Source organism: Nonomuraea turkmeniaca, assembly GCF_005889735.1.
Classification (GTDB): Bacteria; Actinomycetota; Actinomycetes; order Streptosporangiales; family Streptosporangiaceae; genus Nonomuraea; species Nonomuraea turkmeniaca.
The window spans coordinates 1-16,908 of the sequence record NZ_VCKY01000235.1 but is presented as its reverse complement, the minus strand read 5'-3'; the positions used below and the strand labels follow the sequence as shown (position 1 = coordinate 16,908).

The 16,908-nt window shown below is 69.0% G+C and carries 17 protein-coding genes; 8 read left to right on the top strand and 9 right to left on the bottom strand.

From position 1 onward, the window contains the following. The first annotated feature begins 179 nt into the window (after positions 1-179). Both ETD86_RS43700 and ETD86_RS43695 read left to right on the top strand, forming a co-directional pair. Positions 180-1,862, top strand: a complete 1,683-nt coding sequence (locus ETD86_RS43700; RefSeq protein WP_246149194.1) for an ABC transporter family substrate-binding protein — start codon at positions 180-182, stop codon at positions 1,860-1,862. 99 nt (positions 1,863-1,961) lie between these two features. After that, positions 1,962-3,077 carry a DNA glycosylase AlkZ-like family protein gene (locus tag ETD86_RS43695; RefSeq protein ID WP_246149192.1) on the top strand — a complete coding sequence of 372 codons (1,116 nt, stop codon included), beginning with the start codon at positions 1,962-1,964 and terminating at the stop codon, positions 3,075-3,077. A gap of 50 nt (positions 3,078-3,127) precedes the next feature. On the opposite strand, the gene ETD86_RS43690 is transcribed toward ETD86_RS43695, so the two are convergent. Both ETD86_RS43690 and ETD86_RS43685 read right to left on the bottom strand, forming a co-directional pair. Beyond that, positions 3,128-3,379, bottom strand: a complete 252-nt coding sequence (locus ETD86_RS43690; protein WP_138672523.1) for a hypothetical protein — start codon at positions 3,377-3,379, stop codon at positions 3,128-3,130. Between the two features lie 95 nt (positions 3,380-3,474). Further along, positions 3,475-4,569 carry an MFS transporter gene (locus ETD86_RS43685; RefSeq protein WP_138672522.1) on the bottom strand — a complete coding sequence of 365 codons (1,095 nt, stop codon included), beginning with the start codon at positions 4,567-4,569 and terminating at the stop codon, positions 3,475-3,477. Between the two features lie 77 nt (positions 4,570-4,646). Here ETD86_RS43685 and ETD86_RS43680 point away from each other — a divergent pair, with 77 nt between their 5' ends. The 3 genes from ETD86_RS43680 (at position 4,647) to ETD86_RS55985 (ending at position 6,121) form a co-directional block, all read left to right on the top strand. Beyond that, positions 4,647-5,096, top strand: coding sequence for a hypothetical protein (locus tag ETD86_RS43680; protein ID WP_138672521.1), 450 nt, complete (start codon positions 4,647-4,649; stop codon positions 5,094-5,096). A 93-nt stretch (positions 5,097-5,189) separates the two neighbouring features. Beyond that, positions 5,190-5,633 carry a carboxymuconolactone decarboxylase family protein gene (locus tag ETD86_RS43675; RefSeq protein WP_138672520.1) on the top strand — a complete coding sequence of 148 codons (444 nt, stop codon included), beginning with the start codon at positions 5,190-5,192 and terminating at the stop codon, positions 5,631-5,633. Positions 5,634-5,953: 320 nt separating this feature from the next. Further along, positions 5,954-6,121, top strand: coding sequence for a hypothetical protein (locus tag ETD86_RS55985; RefSeq protein ID WP_170223580.1), 168 nt, complete (start codon positions 5,954-5,956; stop codon positions 6,119-6,121). 61 nt (positions 6,122-6,182) lie between these two features. Here the strand turns inward: ETD86_RS55985 and ETD86_RS43670 are convergent, their stop codons facing one another. From ETD86_RS43670 to ETD86_RS43660, 3 genes are all read right to left on the bottom strand, one after another. Beyond that, positions 6,183-6,803 (bottom strand): pyridoxamine 5'-phosphate oxidase family protein, encoded by a 621-nt coding sequence (locus ETD86_RS43670; protein ID WP_138672519.1) that lies wholly within the window; start codon positions 6,801-6,803, stop codon positions 6,183-6,185. A gap of 83 nt (positions 6,804-6,886) precedes the next feature. Continuing rightward, entirely contained in the window at positions 6,887-7,972 is a 1,086-nt protein-coding gene (locus tag ETD86_RS43665) for a PrsW family intramembrane metalloprotease (protein WP_138672518.1), read from the bottom strand. Between the two features lie 60 nt (positions 7,973-8,032). Continuing rightward, entirely contained in the window at positions 8,033-9,214 is a 1,182-nt protein-coding gene (locus ETD86_RS43660) for an amidohydrolase (protein WP_425465695.1), read from the bottom strand. A 67-nt stretch (positions 9,215-9,281) separates the two neighbouring features. On the opposite strand from ETD86_RS43660, the gene ETD86_RS43655 reads away from it, so the two are divergent. After that, positions 9,282-9,680 carry an ester cyclase gene (locus ETD86_RS43655; protein WP_138672516.1) on the top strand — a complete coding sequence of 133 codons (399 nt, stop codon included), beginning with the start codon at positions 9,282-9,284 and terminating at the stop codon, positions 9,678-9,680. 16 nt (positions 9,681-9,696) lie between these two features. Then, on the top strand, positions 9,697-10,167 hold the full coding sequence (locus ETD86_RS43650; protein ID WP_138672515.1) for a TIGR03618 family F420-dependent PPOX class oxidoreductase: 471 nt from the start codon (positions 9,697-9,699) through the stop codon (positions 10,165-10,167). On the opposite strand, the gene ETD86_RS43645 is transcribed toward ETD86_RS43650, so the two are convergent. Then, the gene (locus tag ETD86_RS43645) at positions 10,127-11,521 is read right to left on the bottom strand and encodes an MFS transporter (RefSeq protein WP_211370686.1); all 1,395 of its coding nucleotides are present in this window, start codon (positions 11,519-11,521) and stop codon (positions 10,127-10,129) included. The two genes, ETD86_RS43650 and ETD86_RS43645, sit on opposite strands and share 41 nt — an antisense overlap. 167 nt (positions 11,522-11,688) lie before the next feature. Between ETD86_RS43645 and ETD86_RS43640 the strand changes: the two genes are divergently transcribed. Next, positions 11,689-12,516 (top strand): glycerophosphodiester phosphodiesterase, encoded by an 828-nt coding sequence (locus ETD86_RS43640; RefSeq protein WP_138672514.1) that lies wholly within the window; start codon positions 11,689-11,691, stop codon positions 12,514-12,516. Positions 12,517-12,661: 145 nt separating this feature from the next. On the opposite strand, the gene ETD86_RS43635 is transcribed toward ETD86_RS43640, so the two are convergent. The 3 genes from ETD86_RS43635 to ETD86_RS43625 all read right to left on the bottom strand — a co-directional run bounded on the left by ETD86_RS43635 (position 12,662) and on the right by ETD86_RS43625 (position 16,753). After that, positions 12,662-15,475 (bottom strand): vitamin B12-dependent ribonucleotide reductase, encoded by a 2,814-nt coding sequence (locus tag ETD86_RS43635; protein WP_138672513.1) that lies wholly within the window; start codon positions 15,473-15,475, stop codon positions 12,662-12,664. Next, entirely contained in the window at positions 15,472-15,927 is a 456-nt protein-coding gene (gene nrdR, locus ETD86_RS43630; protein ID WP_103955744.1) for a transcriptional regulator NrdR, read from the bottom strand. The genes ETD86_RS43635 and nrdR overlap by 4 nt, the downstream gene beginning before the upstream one ends. A 538-nt stretch (positions 15,928-16,465) precedes the next feature. Next, complete coding sequence (locus tag ETD86_RS43625; RefSeq protein ID WP_170223579.1) at positions 16,466-16,753, bottom strand: LysM peptidoglycan-binding domain-containing protein; 288 nt, start codon at positions 16,751-16,753, stop codon at positions 16,466-16,468. Positions 16,754-16,908: the final 155 nt, after the last annotated feature.

The following is a 16,908-nucleotide window of genomic DNA, read 5'->3' as shown; positions in this document are numbered from 1 at the left end:
CTCCGACGGGCTGCCGTTTCCGCACCAGGTGCCCCAAGTTCCGTGCCGAGCTGACCGACGACGAGCGCAAGCGCTGCGTGGCCGTCGAGCCCGAGGTGCGGCCGCTGGGCGAGGACCAGGGCGCGGCCTGCCACTACGCCGAACGGCGTGAAGTCGTTTAGACCAGGAGGAATCGCTCGATGAAAGCAGCACGTCTTGTCGCGGCCGTGGCCGTTGTCGTGGCCCTGGGCGGGTGCGGCGGCGGGGCCGGGACAGGCCCGGGTGACGGCGCCGGCGACGACCGTACGATCAAGGCCTTCGACATCAACCTGCAGCCGCGCGACAAGATCAAGGACGGCGGGACGCTGCGGTGGGGCATCAATGAGTTCCCCGCGCAATGGAACAGGAACCACGTGGACGGCAACCTGGCCGTGGCGGCCTCGGTCAGCAATGCGCTGCTGCCGTCGCCGACGGTGTCGGACGAGAAGGCGGAGATCTCCGTCAACCGGGATTACGTGCTGGAGGCCGAGGTCACCGATCAGCGGCCCAAGCAGGTGGTGACGTACACGCTGAACCCGAAGGCGCGTTGGTCCGACGGGCGGCCGATCACGTGGGCCGACTACCAGGCGCAGTGGCAGGCGCTGAACGGGCGGGACTCGGCGTACCGCATCGCTTCGTCCACCGGCTACCAGGACATCGAGAAGGTGGCGCGGGGGAAGGACGATTTCGAGGTGGTCGTGACGTTCGCCCGGCCGTTCGGGGACTGGCAGGCGCTCTTCGGGCCGCTGCTGCCCGCCGCCACGAACCGTACGCCGGAGGCGTTCAACACCTCCTGGCTGAACAAGATCCCCGTGACGGCCGGGCCGTTCAAGTTCGGGGGGTTCGACCAGACGGCCAAGACGATCACGCTGGTCCGGGACGACGCCTGGTGGGGTGAGCGGGCCAAGCTCGACAAGATCGTTTATCGGGCGTCCGAGCAGGACTCGCTGATCGGGGCGTTCAGCAACGGCGAGCTCGACATCATCGACGTGGGACCGTCCGCCCCCGACTACGCGCGGGCCAGGGCCACGGCGGGGGCGCAGGTCCGCCAGGCGGCTGGACCCGATTTCCGGCATTTCACCTTCAATGGGTCGAGCGAGCTGTTGCGGGACCGGAACGTGCGCCAGGCGATCCAGCTGGGCGTCAACCGGCAGGCCATCGCGCAGTCCGACCTGCAGGGGCTGGACTGGCCGATCGCGCTGCTGAACAACCACTTCTTCATGAACACCCAGGAGGGCTACCAGGACAACGCCGGCGCTCTGGGGGTGTACAACCCTGGGCGGGCGCGGCAGCTTCTGGACGCGGCCGGGTGGAAGCTGAACGGGGCCGTCAGGCAGAAGAACGGCAAGACCCTGGACCTGCGGTTCGTGGTGCCGTCGGGGGTGCAGATCAGCAAGTCGGAGGGGGAGCTGGCGCAGAGCATGCTGGCGCAGATCGGGGTGAAGCTGACGATCAAGGCGGTGCCGAGTGACGACTTCTTCACCAGTTACGTGATTCCCGGGAACTTCGACATCACGCCGTTCGCCTACATCGGGACGCCGTTCCCGGTGTCCAGCAGTTACGGGATCTACGCGAACTCGCCGGACGGGAAGACGTGGAACGCGAACTTCGGGCGTACCGGGTCGGCGGCGATCGACAAGGCCATGAGCCGGGCCGCGCAGAGCCTGGACCCGGTCTCGGCGCGCGCGGCCACGAACGCGGCCGATGAGCTGATCTGGCGGGAGGTGAACGTGTTGCCGCTCTACCAGCGGCCTCAGCTGGTCGCGACCAAGGCGACGCTGGCCAACGTGGGGGCACGCGGCTTCTACGACCTCCGCTACGAGAACATCGGCTTCATGCGCTGACCCGCCGGGCGGCGCCGGCACCCGGCGGGAGGGCCCCCAGGCGGCGGGAGCGGAGCCGGGGACGGCGGGTTGTCGGTGGCGGGGGTGTAGAAAAGGCGGGTGACGACCAAGGTGGCCTGGCCTCAGATCCTCGCATGGCGCCTGCGCAGGCAGTTCGTGAGCGGCGCAGGCGCCCCCGATGCCGTGACCGTGGCCCGCAGGTTGTGCGGTGTGCAGACGCAGGTGGCCTCGTCGGCGAAGCTGGCGGTGGCGGTCAGGAGCGCCGAGCCGGACCCGGGCGAGATCGACCGCGCCCTGTGGGCCGATCGCACCCTGGCCAAGACGTGGATCATGCGCGGCACCCTGCATCTCGTCCCTGCCGACGAGTTGGCTGGTTACTGCGCGGCCCTGAGCACGTTGCGGTTCTGGGAGAAGGGGTCGTGGCAGCGCGGCCACGGCGTGACCGCCGCCGAGATCGCGGCGATCATCGAGGCGGTCCCGCAGGTGCTGGCCGACGGAGCCCGGCGTCCGCTGACCCGCGAAGAGCTGGTCGACGCCGTGGTGGCGGCGTCCGGCGACGCCCACTTGCGGGAGGCGCTCACGTCCGGCTGGGGCGCCCTGCTCAAGCCGCTGAGCCGCCTGGGTGAGCTGTGCTACGGCCCGCCCCGTGAGGGCAGGGTGACGTTCACCGCCCCGCGTGCCTGGCTCCCCGATTGGCCGTCCGAGCTCCCGCCGTTCGAGGAGGCGGGCGTACACGTGGCGCGTGCGTTCCTCGGCGCGCACGGCCCGGCGACACCGGAGATGTTCGACACCTGGCTGTTCGGCGGCGTGGCCAGGAAGGCGGTGCTGAAGGGCTGGTTCCGCGACCTGGCGCCGGAGCTGACCGAGGTCGAGACCGACGACGGGATGACCCTGCTCGCGCTGACCGAGCACCTGGACGACCTGGCGAGCACCCGGCCGTCCGCCGAGGTCCACTTGCTGCCGGGTTTCGACCAATACATTCTGGCCGCTCCGCGCGCGCTGGCCCCGCTCGTCCCGCCGCCGCTCAAGCCCAAGGTCAGCCGCCAGGCAGGCTGGATCTCTCCCGTTGTCGTCCACGAGGGCCGGGGGGCGGGCGTCTGGGAGGCCAAGAACGGCGACATCACGCTGGACCTCTCCGCCCCGGTGCCCCAGGCGCCGCTGGACGAGGCCGTCGCCCGCGTGCGCAGCCTTCTGAGACCCCCAGGAGCCTCGTGAGACCGTCGGCCTCTTGAGATCTTAGGAGCCCCTGAGACCGCAGGAGCCGGCTAGGACGTGGTGCCCGCCATGACGCGGTCGACGATGCCCTTGCTGCCCTCCTCACGGGCGCAGTGAGCGCAGCAGTACCAATGATCGGCCGACTGGACTCCATGTCCGATGACCTTGGTGCCGCAGTGCTCGCAGATGGGCGCCATCGCCTCGATCGCGCACTGGAAGCAGTCGAAGGTGTGCACCGCCCCCTGCGCGTGCACCTCGAACGCCATGTCGTAGTCGTTGCCGCAGGTCTCGCAGACAGCCATGGTGATCCCCTTTGCAGTCGAGTCCGCCCGGGGGGATACCCCGTTCCGTGCTCTCCTTTCCCCAAAGGACCACCATATTCAGGCCGTTCCCGCCGTCACGATCGTTCCACCGCGAAGCGGGCCACGAGCGGCAACCCGAGCAGCCCGAGCGCGGCCAGCGCCACGGGCAGGCCGACCCACCCGCTCAGCCCGGCCACGAGCAGCGGGCTGACCACGAATCCCGTGTACGAGATCGTGGACACGCCCCACACCAGCGTCCCGCTCGGATCGGCTGCGGCCGAACGGCTGAGCAGGGCGGGCACCAGCGGCCCGAGCGCCAGCCCGGTCACCGCGAACCCCACCATGGAGGTCGCCACATTCCCGCCCAGCCCGGCCAGCGCGATGCCCGCACCGCCGCCTGCCCCCGCCACCAGGTACATCATCCTGAGCGGCACCCGTGGGAGCGCCTGCACGATGAGCCGCCCAGTGGTGAGCGCGCCCATGTAGACCGCGGGTGCGGCGCTCGACACGAGCGGCGTGGCGCCGCGATGTTCCTCCAGCAGCAGCACCGACCACTGCTCGACCGAGTTCTCGATGATGAGCACGCACGCGGCCAGCACCCCGAGTACGACGGCGAGTCCCCAGAGCCCGCGCCTGTCGGTGTGCGAGGAGGATTCGGCCACCGCACGCCCCATGGGCAACGCCAGCAGCGACAGCGACGTGACGACGATGATCATCGTGATGGCCGCGAGCACCGTGCCGACGCCGTACCCGAGCGAGCGGGCCAGCCCCGTGGCCGGCGCGGCCGCGATGACTCCGACCGGGAAGGCGGCGTGCACGGGCTGGAAGAGCCGGCGGCCGGTCTCGCGTTCGACCCGCCCGGTGGTCAGGTTGAGCGCGATGTCCAGCGCGCCGCTGGTGGCGCCCACCAGCAGCAGGGCCGCCGCCAGCTGCCAAAGCGAGCCGGCCAGACCGATGCCGGCCACGCTGAGCGCGAACAATATCGTGGTCACCATCAGGGCGGACCGCTCCCGTCCCCGCGCCAGCCGTCCGGTGAGGGCCATCGCGGGAAGTGCCCCCACGGGTACGGCGCTCAGCGCCAGCCCGAGGTCGCCCGCCGAGATGCCCAGCTCCAGCTTGATGGCAGGCAGCAGAGCCGACCAGGAGCCCCAGAACACGGCCCAGGCCGCGCAGACCGCGATGAGCGGCATCCACCACCCCTTGCAATTACGGTTAAGTCACAGTAAAGATCATCGATGTTCTTAATATCCCCTGTCGAAGGGAAACCGTGCTCACGCGAACGGTCATCGCGGCCGCCCTGATCGCCGCCGGAATCGCCACCATCCCCTCCTCGGCGTACGCCGCCACGGCGCGCTACACGCCCGAGCGCATCTGCGGCCCCGGCTTCCACCGCGTCAAGGACGGGCACCGGGCGATGAAGACGCCCGGTGGCGCCGTGTTCGGGCACGTGTACCTCATGTACAGCAAGCGCGCCGGCAAGAACTGCGTGGCCGCGGTCAAGACCGCCTACCTGGGCGTACGCTCGGTGACCGGCGCCTACCTCGAGGTGCGAGGCGGCGGCAAGTCGCAGGACCAGCAGAAGTACCGCTACTACGCCGAGACCGGCCACCTCGACGGCAGCTGGAAGTGCGTGCGGTACGCCGGCTGGACCCGCGACCCCGACGGCCGTGTCGAGGCGTGGGGCGGCCGCCAGAAGTGGGGCAACTGCCTGGGCTGACCATCCTCGCCCAATGTTTTTCCGCCGACGTTGTCACAACGGGGAGGCCTGCCCCGTCCTGTCACTGAAAGAGCGGAAACTGAGGAGGCTCACATGACGCAGCGGATCAACATCGCCAGGCACATTCCCGAGATCTACCACCACTTCCTGGCGGTGGAGAAGATCCTGCACGACAGCGAGCTGCCGACCGCCACCATCGAGCTCGTCAAGTTGCGCGCCAGCCAGATCAACGGCTGCGGCTACTGCGTGGACATGCACAGCCGCGACATGAAGAAGGCCGGAGAGAGCGACGAGCGCGTGTGGATGGTGGCGGTCTGGCGCGAGGCCACGGTGTTCACCCCCGCCGAGCGGGCCGCGCTCGCCCTGACGGAAGAGGCGACCAGGCTGCCCGACCGCGAAGCCGTGCCGGACGCCGTGTGGCAGCAGGCGAGCGAGCACTACAGCGAGAAGCAGCTCGCGCTGCTGATCGCGGCTGTCGCGATGATCAACGCCTGGAACCGGATCGGTGTCACCGCCCGGCTCACACCAGGTGCCTGATCTCGTAGAAATCCATTGAGCCGGACGGGCCCTCCGGCTAGGTTGGCGCGCATGGCGGACGGCAAGCGTTCGCCAAGCCGCCGCCAAGCGGCGCGGCGCACAGTGGTTGAGAGGAGAACGACGCGCTTCGGAAGGGGGAGACCATGAAACGCGTCAGAGTCATCAAGGCTACGGTCAGGCGGCGCCCAGGGCCGGTCATGGAGTTGGACCTGCGTTCACCGGCAGGTCGCCGACTTCCCTATTGACTTGCTCCTTACAGCAAACTTACGGGGGTATCTGTAGACAACATAGGTAACAAGAACATCACGGGGGGGTTCACGATGAAGAGGCTTGTGGCGGTGCCGCCACACATTGCCAGGCACACGGTCCGCGACATTCGGTCGGCAGACCGCCGCAAGCCGCCCGCCGACCCCAAGGTGATCGATTTGCGGGCCTACACCGGCAGGAACGTGATCCGTTTCCCCAACGGCCCCACGCCTGCCGCCTAGCCCGCAGCACGACCCAGGCCGGCCCACGTTTGATGTGTGCTGCGACCTGGGTCTCCGTCTGTCAGGAGGCGTAGAGCTTCTTGGTGTACGACTCGCCGTAGTAGCTCTCGAGCGCCTCGAGGCTCTCCTCGACCTTCTGCACGTCCTTGACCAGCCTCGCGTGCGAGGGCAGGCCGTCGCCCCAGGTGTCCGGCTTCCACAACCCGGAGCGCAGGAACGCCTTCGCGCAGTGGAAGAAGATCTGCTCGATCTCCACGACGAGGGCGAGTTGCGGGCGGTGGCCCTTGACGATCATCTCATCGAAGAACGGGGCTTCGCGGACGAGCCGGGCACGGCCGTTGACGCGGAGGGTCTCGTTACGGCCGGGGATGAGAAAGATCAACCCTACGTGCGGATTTTTGAGGATATTGAGGAATCCGTCCGCTCTGCGATTCCCGGGGCGGTCCGGGATGGCGATCGTGGCGTCGTCGATGACGTGGACGAACCCGGCAGGGTCGCCCTTGGGCGAGACGTCACAGTTGCCCTGGTCGTCGGAGGTGGCGATCAGGCAGAACGGCGAAGCCGCCAGCCACTGCAGGTCACGCTCGTGCAGGCGGACACGTTCCTTGGTCGCCGCCCTCGGCATGACCTCCCCCAGCAGCTCGCGCAGCTCGGCCTCGGACTCGATCTCCGCCCAGCTCATACACTCTCCCTTCGATTCTCCTCCAATCCTGCCAGAAAACCGATCAAAAATCCGATATATCCCATTGGGCGAGACCTGGCAGCTCACCAGCGGCGGGCGTGCGCCATCGCTCCCAGGTACGCGTCCCGCTCCACCGCGAACCTGCCCGGGTCCATCCCCTGCCGTTCGGCCCGCAGGTGCAGCATGGTCAGCTCGGTCGCCGCCTGCTGGTAGTCGCTCATGGCCCGCCCGAGCCCGACTCCCCTGGCCCACCTGCGGGCCGCCTTGCGTGCCGACAACGTGCTGAGCATCCGGACGTCCTGGTCGGTGACCAGCCCGGTCGGCCGGTATCCGGGCAGGTAGACGGACATCTTGCCGATGAGCTGGCGGCGTTCGACGACGGTCACGACGATGAGCAGGACGAGCGCCGCCATGATCACCAGGTAGGCCACGCCCAGCCAGGCCAGCGACCCCGTTGTGGCCGAGCCGTTCCAGAGCGCGTGCAGGAACACCGCGCCGAGATAGCCGAGCGGGATCGCGGCGAACCTGGCAGGCGTGCGGCGGGTGAGCGCGTACGCGACGCCGAGGCCGATCATCGAGGTGTACACGGGGTGACCTAGAGGGTCGATCAACCCGCGCAACACGAACAGCTGGATCGCGCCGCTGACGCCGTCCTCGCCGAACGCCAGCAGGTAGTAGCCGACGTTCTCCACGGCGGCGAAGCCCAGGCCGGCCATGGAGGCGTAGACGATGCCGTCGGTCAGGCCGTCGATCTCGTGCCTCCTGCGCAGGAGCAGCAGCAGTGCCGACCCCTTGAGCGCCTCCTCGATCACGGGGGCCAGCAGGACGGTGCCGACGTCCTCGGCGACCGCGGCGCCGTACCCGGCCCTGACGAACAGTTGCTGCCCGAGGAGCGTGAACCCCACGGCCATCACGACGGCCACCCCCGCGCCCCACGCGAACGCGAACGCCAGGTGCAGCTTCGGCTCAGGCTCCAGCCGGTCGAGCGAGAGCACCGCCGCCAGCAGCACCGGCAGGGGGGCCACCGCGAGCAACGCCGACACCACGAAGCCGGCCGGCCCGCCGGAGATCAGCATGAGGGCGAGCACGAGCAGCGCGAGGATGCCCGAGACGACCAAGCCGATCAGCAGCGCCTTGCTGGGGCGCTGGGCGAATGGGGGAGCTGTCATGGGGTGCGCCTCTCTTCCCGTCCGGTCCGCCCACTATGCGCCCAGCGCATCGACAGGCACTTAACGATCGCTTGATTCCCGGTAGTACGGATCCGCCACGCTGGGCTCACCTTCCGTGTACGAATACACCTCCCGGCCGGAGATGAACACCCTCAGCGCCCGGCTCATGACGTCCAGCGGGTCACCGGACCAGATGACCACGTCGCCGTCGAGCCCCGGCCGCAGCGCGCCGACCCGGTCGTCGATGCCCATGATGCGGGCCGGGTTCAAGGTGATCGACCGCAGCGCCGTGTCGCGGTCGAGCCCTTCCTTGACCGCCAGCGTGGCCTGGTGGACGAGGAAGTGGATCGGCACGACGGGGTGGTCGGTGGTGATGGCCAGCTCGACCCCGGCTCGCGCCAGGATGCCGGGGTTGCCGAGCGAGCGCTGCCGCAGCTCGACCTTCGACCGGCTGGTGAAGAGCGGTCCGATGATCACGGGAACGTTCCTGGCGGCCAGCGTGTCGGCCAGCAGATGTCCTTCGGTGCCGTGGTTGATCACCAGGCGGTAGCCGAACTCGGCCGCCAGCCGCAACGCGGTCGCGATGTCGTCGGCGCGGTGCGTGTGCTGGCACCACGGCAGCTCGCCGTCCAGCACGCGGACGAGGACCTCGAGGGTGCCGTCGCGGTCGAACGGCTTGCCCTCGTCCGCCGCGGCGGCCTTCCTGGCCTTGTAGTCCTGGGCCTTCATGAACGCGTCGCGGATCACCGCGGCGATGCCCTGGCGGGTGGAGGGCAGCTTCTTCTGGTCGCCGTACACGCGCTTGGGGTTCTCGCCGAGTGCGCTCTTGACGCTCACCGGCTCCTTGATCAGCATGTCGTCGACCGTCCGGCCCCAGCACTTGACCGCGACCGTCTGGCCGCCGATCGGGTTGCCGGAGCCGGGCTTGATCACCGCGGTGGTGACGCCGCCGGAGAGCGCGTCGGCGAAGGCGAGGTCGGCCGGGTTGATCGCGTCGAGGGCGCGCAGGCGGGCGCCGTTGGGGTCGGTCATCTCGTTGGTGTCGCTGCCGGCCCATCCCTCGGCCTCCTCGTGCACGCCGAGGTGGCCGTGGGCCTCGACGAAGCCGGGCAGCACCCAGCCCCCCGCGGCGTCCACGACCTGGAATCGGTCGGGGATCCGCACGTCCGCGCCGACGTCGGCGATCTTTCCGTCCGCGATGAGAACGACCCCGCCGTCGATGGGGGCACCGTCGACCGGCACGACATATCCACCAGAAATAGCAAAATTCACAACTCGTAACTTATCGGGCAGTGGGTAGGTGGCCAGAATGATCGCGAAACTGTACGAGCGATGGCTGCTCGAGATGTGGAACGGAGACTTTCCACTCGCCCACGACCTCGTCACTCCCGGCTTCGTCGGCCACTGGCCCGGCATGGACGTACACGGGCCCGACGGGCTGGTGCAGGCGCTGGAGCAGGGACACGCGCCGTTCGACGACGTCACGGTCACGCTGGATGTCGGCCCGATCGTGGACGGGGACCGGGTGGCGGCCCGGTGGACGTTCGCCGGGGCGTATCGGGGCGGCCTGCCCGGCGCGGGCGCCGCGGCGGGAACCAGGGTGGCCTTCAGCGGGCACGACCTCCTGCGGGCCGAGGACGGCAGGTTCGCCGAGTACTGGGTGATCTCGGACGCCCAGACGTTCAACCGGCAGCTTCAGATAGGCTGATACGTCTCCAACCCCGATGGAGGACGATCAGTTGCCGCAGGAACACGGGCCGGGCACGGGACCGAGGTCGCTGACGGACGAGGAGATGTCGCAGCTCCTGGCGCAGCAGCGATTCGGCGCGCTGGCGACCAACCAGAACAGCGGCCACCCCCACCTGTCCACCGTCCTCTACACGTGGGACCCGCGCCAGCGGGTGATCCGGATCTCGACCATCGCCGACCGGCTCAAGGTGCGCCAGCTGCACAAGGACCCGAGCTGCGCTCTCTATGTGACCAGCGACGACTTCTGGTCGTACGCCGTGGCCGAAGGTGAGGCGGAGCTGTCGCCGGTGACCTCGGAGCCCGGGGACGAGGTGGGCATGGAGTTGCTCGCCATGCAGGCGGGACTGGCCGACGAGGCGGCGTTCCTGCGGCAGATGGTGACCGATCGGCGGCTGGTGATCAGACTCAGGGCGGCACGGTTGTACGGGACCGCTCTCTCCGTCTAGCGCGGCTCCGGTTGTAGGCCACCGAAGCGATCACAACCAGCATGAGCCCCAGGTCGATGGCGGCCGACCAGCGCATGGCCGCGACGTGGCCGCCGTCCCGCGCGACCGCGAAGAACACCGCGCCGATCACCGCCACCCCGCCCGCGCCCGCGAACTGCTGCGCCGTGCTCAGCATTCCGGAGCCGATCCCGGCCTGGTGCGGCTCGACCTCCACCAGCGCCGCCCCGATGAGCTGCGGCAGGACCAGGCCGTTGCCGGCGCCGACGAGCATGAGCGCGGCCATGACGTACGGCAGCCCGAGACCGGCCGCGGCCACCACCAGGCCGAGCCCGAGCACCGTGACCGTGCCGCCGATCATGACGACGATGAGCCCGTACCTCCTGACGAGCCGCGTCCCGAGCACCGAGGTGACCGAGAACAGCACCCCCATCGGCGCGAACGCCAGCCCCGCCTGGAACGCCGTCAGCCCCATCCCGGCCTGCAACAGCAGCGTCAGCGTGAACATGAACGCGGCGAAGTACGCCATGAACGCCACGATCGACCCGACGCCCGCCAGGTAGGAGTGGACCTTGAGCAGCTCCAGGTCCAGCACCGGCTGCCCGCCGCGCGCCCCCAGCACCCGCTGCCGGCGCCACGTCAGCGCGAACACCGGGACGCTCGCCGCCATGCTGACCCAGGTCCACGCGGGCCAGCCCAGGCTGTTGCCGAGGCCGAGCGGCACCAGCACCAGCGCCAGGCCGGCTGCCAGGCCCGCCGCGCCCGGCAGGTCCAGCTTCGGCCGGCGGGCCATGTCGACCTCCGGAAGCAGCCACGCCGCCAGCGGCACGACGACCAGGCCGACGGGCAGGTTGATGAGGAAGACGATCCGCCAGCCGAGGCCGAACACGTCGGCCGTCAGCAGCAGGCCGCCCAGCACCTGCCCGGCGATCGACCCCAGACCGCCGACCGCGCCGTACCAGCCGACAGCCCTGCTCCGCTCCTGCGGCGGGTACACGGCCGAGATCGTCGCCAGCACCTGCGGCACCATCGCCGCACCCGCCAGGCCCTGCAGGAGTCGGGCCGCGACCAGCTGGGCCGGGTTCACGGCGATCCCGCACAACACGGAGGCGACGGTGAACGCGGTCACGCCCCAGATGAACAGGCGCCGGTAACCGTAGCGGTCGCCCAGCCGGCCTCCGGTGATCATGCCGGCCGCGTACGTGAAGGCGTAGCCGCCGACGATCAGCTCCAGGGCTGCGGGCCCGGCGTGCAGGTCGTGCTCGATGGACGGGGCGGCCACGTTGACGACGAAGAAGTCGAACTGGGCCATGAACCATGCGGAGAGGAGGATGGCCAGCGTACCGGCAGATCTCACGACATTCAGGCTAGATCGTCAGCATCGCGTGATCTCCACCGGCCCGCCGCAGGCGGCGTGTCGTTTGCTCATCACCCTGGCATCGCGGGTCTACTCTGCTCTCAACTCGTGGTCACACACTCTTGTCACCGTCGGTCCGTAGGCCTCTCCCCGACCGGAGGAGACCCATGTTCCGACGTGTCGTCCTCATCCTCGCCACCACACTGTCCACCCTCGCGTTCCCCCTCACAGCGGCCACTGCCGCGCCGGCGGTCGTCAACGTCGCGCACCGGGGAGCGTCCGCGTACGCTCCCGAGAACACGATCATCGCCTTCGAGCTGGCCGACGAGCAGCAGGCCGACATGTTCGAGCTCGACGTCCAGGAGACCGAGGACCACAAACTGGTCCTGATGCACGACACCACCCTGTCCCGCACCACCGACGTGGAGCGGGTCTTCCCCGGCCTGTCGCCGTGGAACGTCGGTGACCTCACGCTCGCGCAGATCCGCAAGCTGGACGCCGGCTCGTGGTTCAGCGGCGAGTACGCCGGCGAGCCGGTGCCCACGCTGGGTGAGACGCTGGACGCAATGAGCGGCTCCGGCATGGGCCTCCTACTGGAGGTCAAGAAGCCGGAGCTCTACCCGGGGATCGAGCAGCGCATCGCCGACGAGCTCCGCCGCCATCCCGGCTGGCTCGCGCCGGGGCGGCTGGTGGTGCAGTCGTTCAGCTGGGAATCGATGCGGCGGTTCCACCGGCTGCTGCCCGACGTGCCGATCGGGCTCCTCGGCACGCCGTCCACCGCCGACCTACCCGGGCTGGCGACGTTCGCCGACCAGATCAACCCGCCGTACCCGACGCTCACGGCGTCGTACGTGCGCCGCGTGCACGGCCTCGGCATGCGGGTGCTGACCTGGACGGTGGACAACCCGGACGTCATGCGCCGGATGCTGGCCTACCGCGTGGACGGCATCATCACCAACCGACCCGGCGTGCTGGCCGAGCTGCTCGACACCTGATGTCCGAACGGCGTGGACCGCCGGCCGGATGCGGTTCGGCGCGACCCGTGCATCCACGCGGAGAGTGGGGAGCCGCGAGCCGGCTCCCCACTCCCGTCGATCTCGATCCATGGCCATTCAGCCATGGCGCGTGTCCTGCCCAGGATCAGCTGCAGCCGCTGGTGGACCCGCAGCCCTCGCAGACGTAACAGCTGCCGGCCGCACGCATCTTGGTGCCGCAGGTCATGCAGAGCGGCGCGTCGGCTGTGAAGCGCTGGTGGCTCTCCAGCGTCAGCTCCTGAGCCGCCGGCCCCGGGTTGGTCTCCTTCGGCTTCTCCTCGATCGGAGCCGACTGGGCCAGCGCCTCCCGGTCCACCGTCTCCTGGAGCGCCGCCGGGTCCTCACCACGCTGCTGCGCGGCCCGCTCCGTCGCCGAGAAGATGCCCAGGGCCGCCCGCTCGTCGTACGGCAGGTGGTCCAGGGCGAGGCGGCGGAAGATGTAGTCCATCACCGACGTCGCCATGCGGATGTCCGGGTCGTCCGTCATGCCGGCCGGCTCGAACCGCATGTTCACGAACTTGCTCATGTACGTCTCCAGCGGCACGCCGTACTGGAGACCGATGGAGATCGCGACGGAGAACGCGTCCATGACGCCCGCCAGGGTCGAACCCTGCTTGGACATCTTGAGGAACACCTCGCCGAGCCCGTCGTCGGGGTAGGACGAAGCGGTCATGTAGCCCTTGGCGCCGCCCACCGTGAAGCGGGTGGTCATGCTCGGCCGCTGGTTGGGCATGCGCCGCCGGGTCGGCCGGTTGACCTCGATGACCTTGACCTCGGGCTCCTTGGCCGCCTCTTCCTTCTTGGCGCCGTTGCCGGCCGACAGCGGCTGGCCGACCTTGCAGTTGTCGCGGTAGACGGCAAGCGCCTTGAGCCCGAGGGTCCAGCCCTCCATGTAGACCTGCTCGATGTCGTCGATCGTGGCCGACTCGGGCAGGTTGACCGTCTTGGAGATGGCGCCGGACAGGAACGGCTGGGTGGCGGCCATCATGCGGACGTGCCCCATCGGCGCGATCGCCCGCTCGCCCATCGCGCAGTCGAACACCTCGTAGTGCTCCTTGCGCAGGCCCGGCGCGTCGACGACGTGGCCGTGCTCGGCGATGTACTCGACGATGGCCTCGATCTGCTCCTGCTGGTAGCCGAGCTGCTTGAGTGCCCGCGGGATCGTCTGGTTGACGATCTGCATGGAGCCGCCGCCGACGAGCTTCTTGAACTTGACCAGCGCCAGGTCCGGCTCGATGCCGGTCGTGTCGCAGTCCATCATCAGCCCGATCGTGCCGGTCGGGGCCAGGAGGCTCGCCTGGGCGTTGCGGTAGCCGTTCTTCTCGCCGAGCTTGAGGCACTCCGACCACTGGCGTGAAGCCTCGGTGTGGATCTTGGCGTCCATCGACCCGATCGTGCGCAGGTTGTCGTTCGCCGCCGCGTGCTTGCGCATGACGCGCTTGTGCGGCTCGGCGTTCCTGGCATATCCGTCGTACGCCCCCACGACCCCGGCCAGCTCAGCACTGCGGCGGTAGGAGACGCCGGTCATCAGCGACGTGATCGCCCCCGCCACGGCCCGGCCGCCGTCGGAGTCGTAGGCGTGGCCGGTCGCCATCAGCAGCGCGCCGAGGTTGGCGTAGCCGATGCCGAGCTGCCGATACGCCCGCGTGGTCTCGCCGATCTTCTCCGTCGGGAAGTCGGCGAACGTGATCGAGATGTCCATCGCGGTGATGATCAGCTCCGTCAGCTTGACGAAGTCGGCGACGTTGAAGGAGTTGTCGTCCTTCAGGAACTTCAGCAGGTTGATGCTGGCCAGGTTGCAGGAGGAGTTGTCCAGGTGGACGTACTCGCTGCACGGGTTGCTGGCGGTGATCCGCCCCGTTTCGGGGGTGGTGTGCCAGTCGTTGATCGTGTCGTCGTACTGCACACCCGGGTCGGCGCATTCCCAGGCGGCCTTGGCCATCTTGCGGAACAGGTCCTTGGCGTCGACCGTCTCGATCACCTCGCCGGTGAGGCGGGCCCGCAGGCCGAACTTCTCGCCCTTCTCGACGGCCCGCATGAACTCGTCGGAGACGCGCACCGAGTTATTGGCGTTCTGGTATTGGACGGAGACGATGTCCTTGCCGCCCAGGTCCATGTCGAACCCGGCGTCCCGCAGCGCGCGGATCTTGTCCTCCTCGCGCGCCTTCGTCTCGATGAACTCCTCGATGTCGGGGTGATCGACGTCGAGCACGACCATCTTGGCCGCCCGGCGCGTGGCGCCACCGGACTTGATCGTCCCCGCGGACGCGTCCGCGCCGCGCATGAAGCTCACCGGCCCGCTGGCCGTGCCGCCGCTGCTGAGCAACTCCTTCGAGGAGCGGATGCGGGACAGGTTGACGCCTGACCCCGAGCCGCCCTTGAAGATCACACCCTCTTCCTTGTACCACTCCAGGATCGACTCCATCTGGTCGTCCACGGAGAGGATGAAACAAGCGCTCACCTGCTGGGGTGACTGGGTGCCCACGTTGAACCACACCGGCGAGTTGAACGCGAACACCTGGTGCGCCAGCGCGTGCTTCAGCTCGTGATCGAAGATCTCGGCATCCTCGTCACTGGCGAAGTAGCCGTGCTCGATCCCGGTGCGCGTGTAGACGCCGACGACCCGGTCGATCAGCTGCTTCAGGCTCCACTCGCGCTGCGGGGTGCCCACGGCGCCGCGGAAGTATTTGGTGGTCACGATGTTGGCCGCGTTGACCGACCAGAACTCGGGGAACTCGACGCCCCGCTGCTCGAAGTTGATCGAGCCGTCGCGCCAGTTCGTCATGACGACGTCGCGGCGCTCCCACTGGATCTCGTCATACGGGTGCACGCCGGGCTTGGTGAAGATCCGCTTCATCTTCAGCCCCTTACGCGGACGCTTCCCCCCGCGCGCGACTGAACCGCTGGCCGTCTCCGTCATGACTCCCCCTTCTCCGCCTTCAACTGTGAGATCTCGGCCTCGAAGTCCGCCAGGCTCTCGAAACCGCGATACACCGATGCGAAACGCAGGTAGGCCACCTCGTCGAGCTCCCGCAGCGGGCCTAGGATCGCCAGGCCCACCTCGTTGGAGGGGAGCTCGGCCGCGCCCTTGGCCCTGATGGCCTCCTCAACCCGCTGCCCGAGCTGCGCCAGTGAGTCCTCGCTGACCGGTCTTCCCTGGCAGGCCCGCCGTACGCCCGCGACGACCTTGTCCCGCGAGAACGGCTCCGTCACTCCACTGCGCTTGCTCACCATGAGCAGCACGGTCTCCTGCGTGGTGAACCGGCGGCCGCACTCCGGGCACGTGCGCCGGCGCCTGATGGCCGCGCCGTCGTCCGTCGAGCGGCTGTCGATGACCCTGGTGTCAGGGTGGCGACAGAACGGACAGTGCACGCTTCGCCTCCTCGACCCGCGGCCACCACACACACAAAACCGTTGTGACGGGACGCTCACGCACGCTCCAAGGCTAGCCATGGAGCGGTCACGGAAACACAAGGTGTGGTGAACTACATCGGTGTAACTACTAGATGTTGTGGTCCAACCGTAGAAGCGCTCGACCATGAACGCAAGTTGAGCGGGCCCATCCGGCTGAAGTCGCTGATCAGCCCGCAGTCGTCCCCAAGCTCGGGCGTGTCGGCGTCGCTACCGGACACGGCGGAGGCGGGTGGCGTCACACGGGTTGCTCGGGATCGCGTCCGTGAACAAACCTCACAACAGTACCGGAGGGCGACCCATCGCTCTGCCGCCCCTCCGGTCGACCTTCACCAGCGTCGCCCCGATGAGCTGGGACGAGACCAGGCCGTTCGCCGGCGCCGTGCGAGCATGAGCGCGGCCATGACACACACGGCAGCCCACGGCCGGCCGCGGCCACCGCCGGGCCGAGCCCGAGCACCGTGACTGCGCGCCGATCAGCGCACCACCCCGCCGCCGATCAGCGCACCACCCCGGCGATGTCCCTCGGCACGTAGAGGCGGGTGCCGGGATGAATGATCGGGTCCGGCAGTCCGTTCAGGCGCTTGATCTCCTCCACCACGGCTCCGGGATCGTCGCCCCCCGAGAGCACGTCGGCGATCGCCCACAGCGTGTCCCCGTGACGGACCTCCACCCATGGCAGCCCCGCGGTGCTGGGAACCACGACCTGCACCGCCGCATGGCTGACGGCACGCGTCCCGAGCCAGAATCCAACCAGCGACAGTAACGCCACCGCCCCGACCAGCACGACCCGCCCCCGGCGAGTCAACCGAACCGGCGGCGGCGCGGGACGGCGCTCGAGCCGTGCCGCCGCCCGCCGATCACGCCGCCCAATGCCCCGGCGCCTCCACCGCCGACCAGTCCCTTTCGCGCCGCCGCCCCGCCGCCGACGTGTCCCAGGCG

Bases quoted from the DNA above. Each gene is read 5' to 3' on its own strand.
- ETD86_RS43635 (WP_138672513.1), bottom strand. From the start codon at position 15,475: ATGACGGAGACGGCCAGCGGTTCAGTCGCGCGCGGGGGGAAGCGTCCG.
- ETD86_RS43700 (WP_246149194.1), top strand. From the start codon at position 180: ATGAAAGCAGCACGTCTTGTCGCGGCCGTGGCCGTTGTCGTGGCCCTG.
- ETD86_RS43650 (WP_138672515.1), top strand. From the start codon at position 9,697: ATGGAGGACGATCAGTTGCCGCAGGAACACGGGCCGGGCACGGGACCG.
- ETD86_RS43665 (WP_138672518.1), bottom strand. From the start codon at position 7,972: ATGACAGCTCCCCCATTCGCCCAGCGCCCCAGCAAGGCGCTGCTGATC.
- ETD86_RS43675 (WP_138672520.1), top strand. From the start codon at position 5,190: ATGACGCAGCGGATCAACATCGCCAGGCACATTCCCGAGATCTACCAC.
- ETD86_RS43690 (WP_138672523.1), bottom strand. From the start codon at position 3,379: ATGGCTGTCTGCGAGACCTGCGGCAACGACTACGACATGGCGTTCGAG.
- ETD86_RS43640 (WP_138672514.1), top strand. From the start codon at position 11,689: ATGTTCCGACGTGTCGTCCTCATCCTCGCCACCACACTGTCCACCCTC.
- ETD86_RS43685 (WP_138672522.1), bottom strand. From the start codon at position 4,569: ATGCCGCTCATCGCGGTCTGCGCGGCCTGGGCCGTGTTCTGGGGCTCC.
- ETD86_RS43670 (WP_138672519.1), bottom strand. From the start codon at position 6,803: ATGAGCTGGGCGGAGATCGAGTCCGAGGCCGAGCTGCGCGAGCTGCTG.
- ETD86_RS55985 (WP_170223580.1), top strand. From the start codon at position 5,954: ATGAAGAGGCTTGTGGCGGTGCCGCCACACATTGCCAGGCACACGGTC.
- ETD86_RS43655 (WP_138672516.1), top strand. From the start codon at position 9,282: ATGATCGCGAAACTGTACGAGCGATGGCTGCTCGAGATGTGGAACGGA.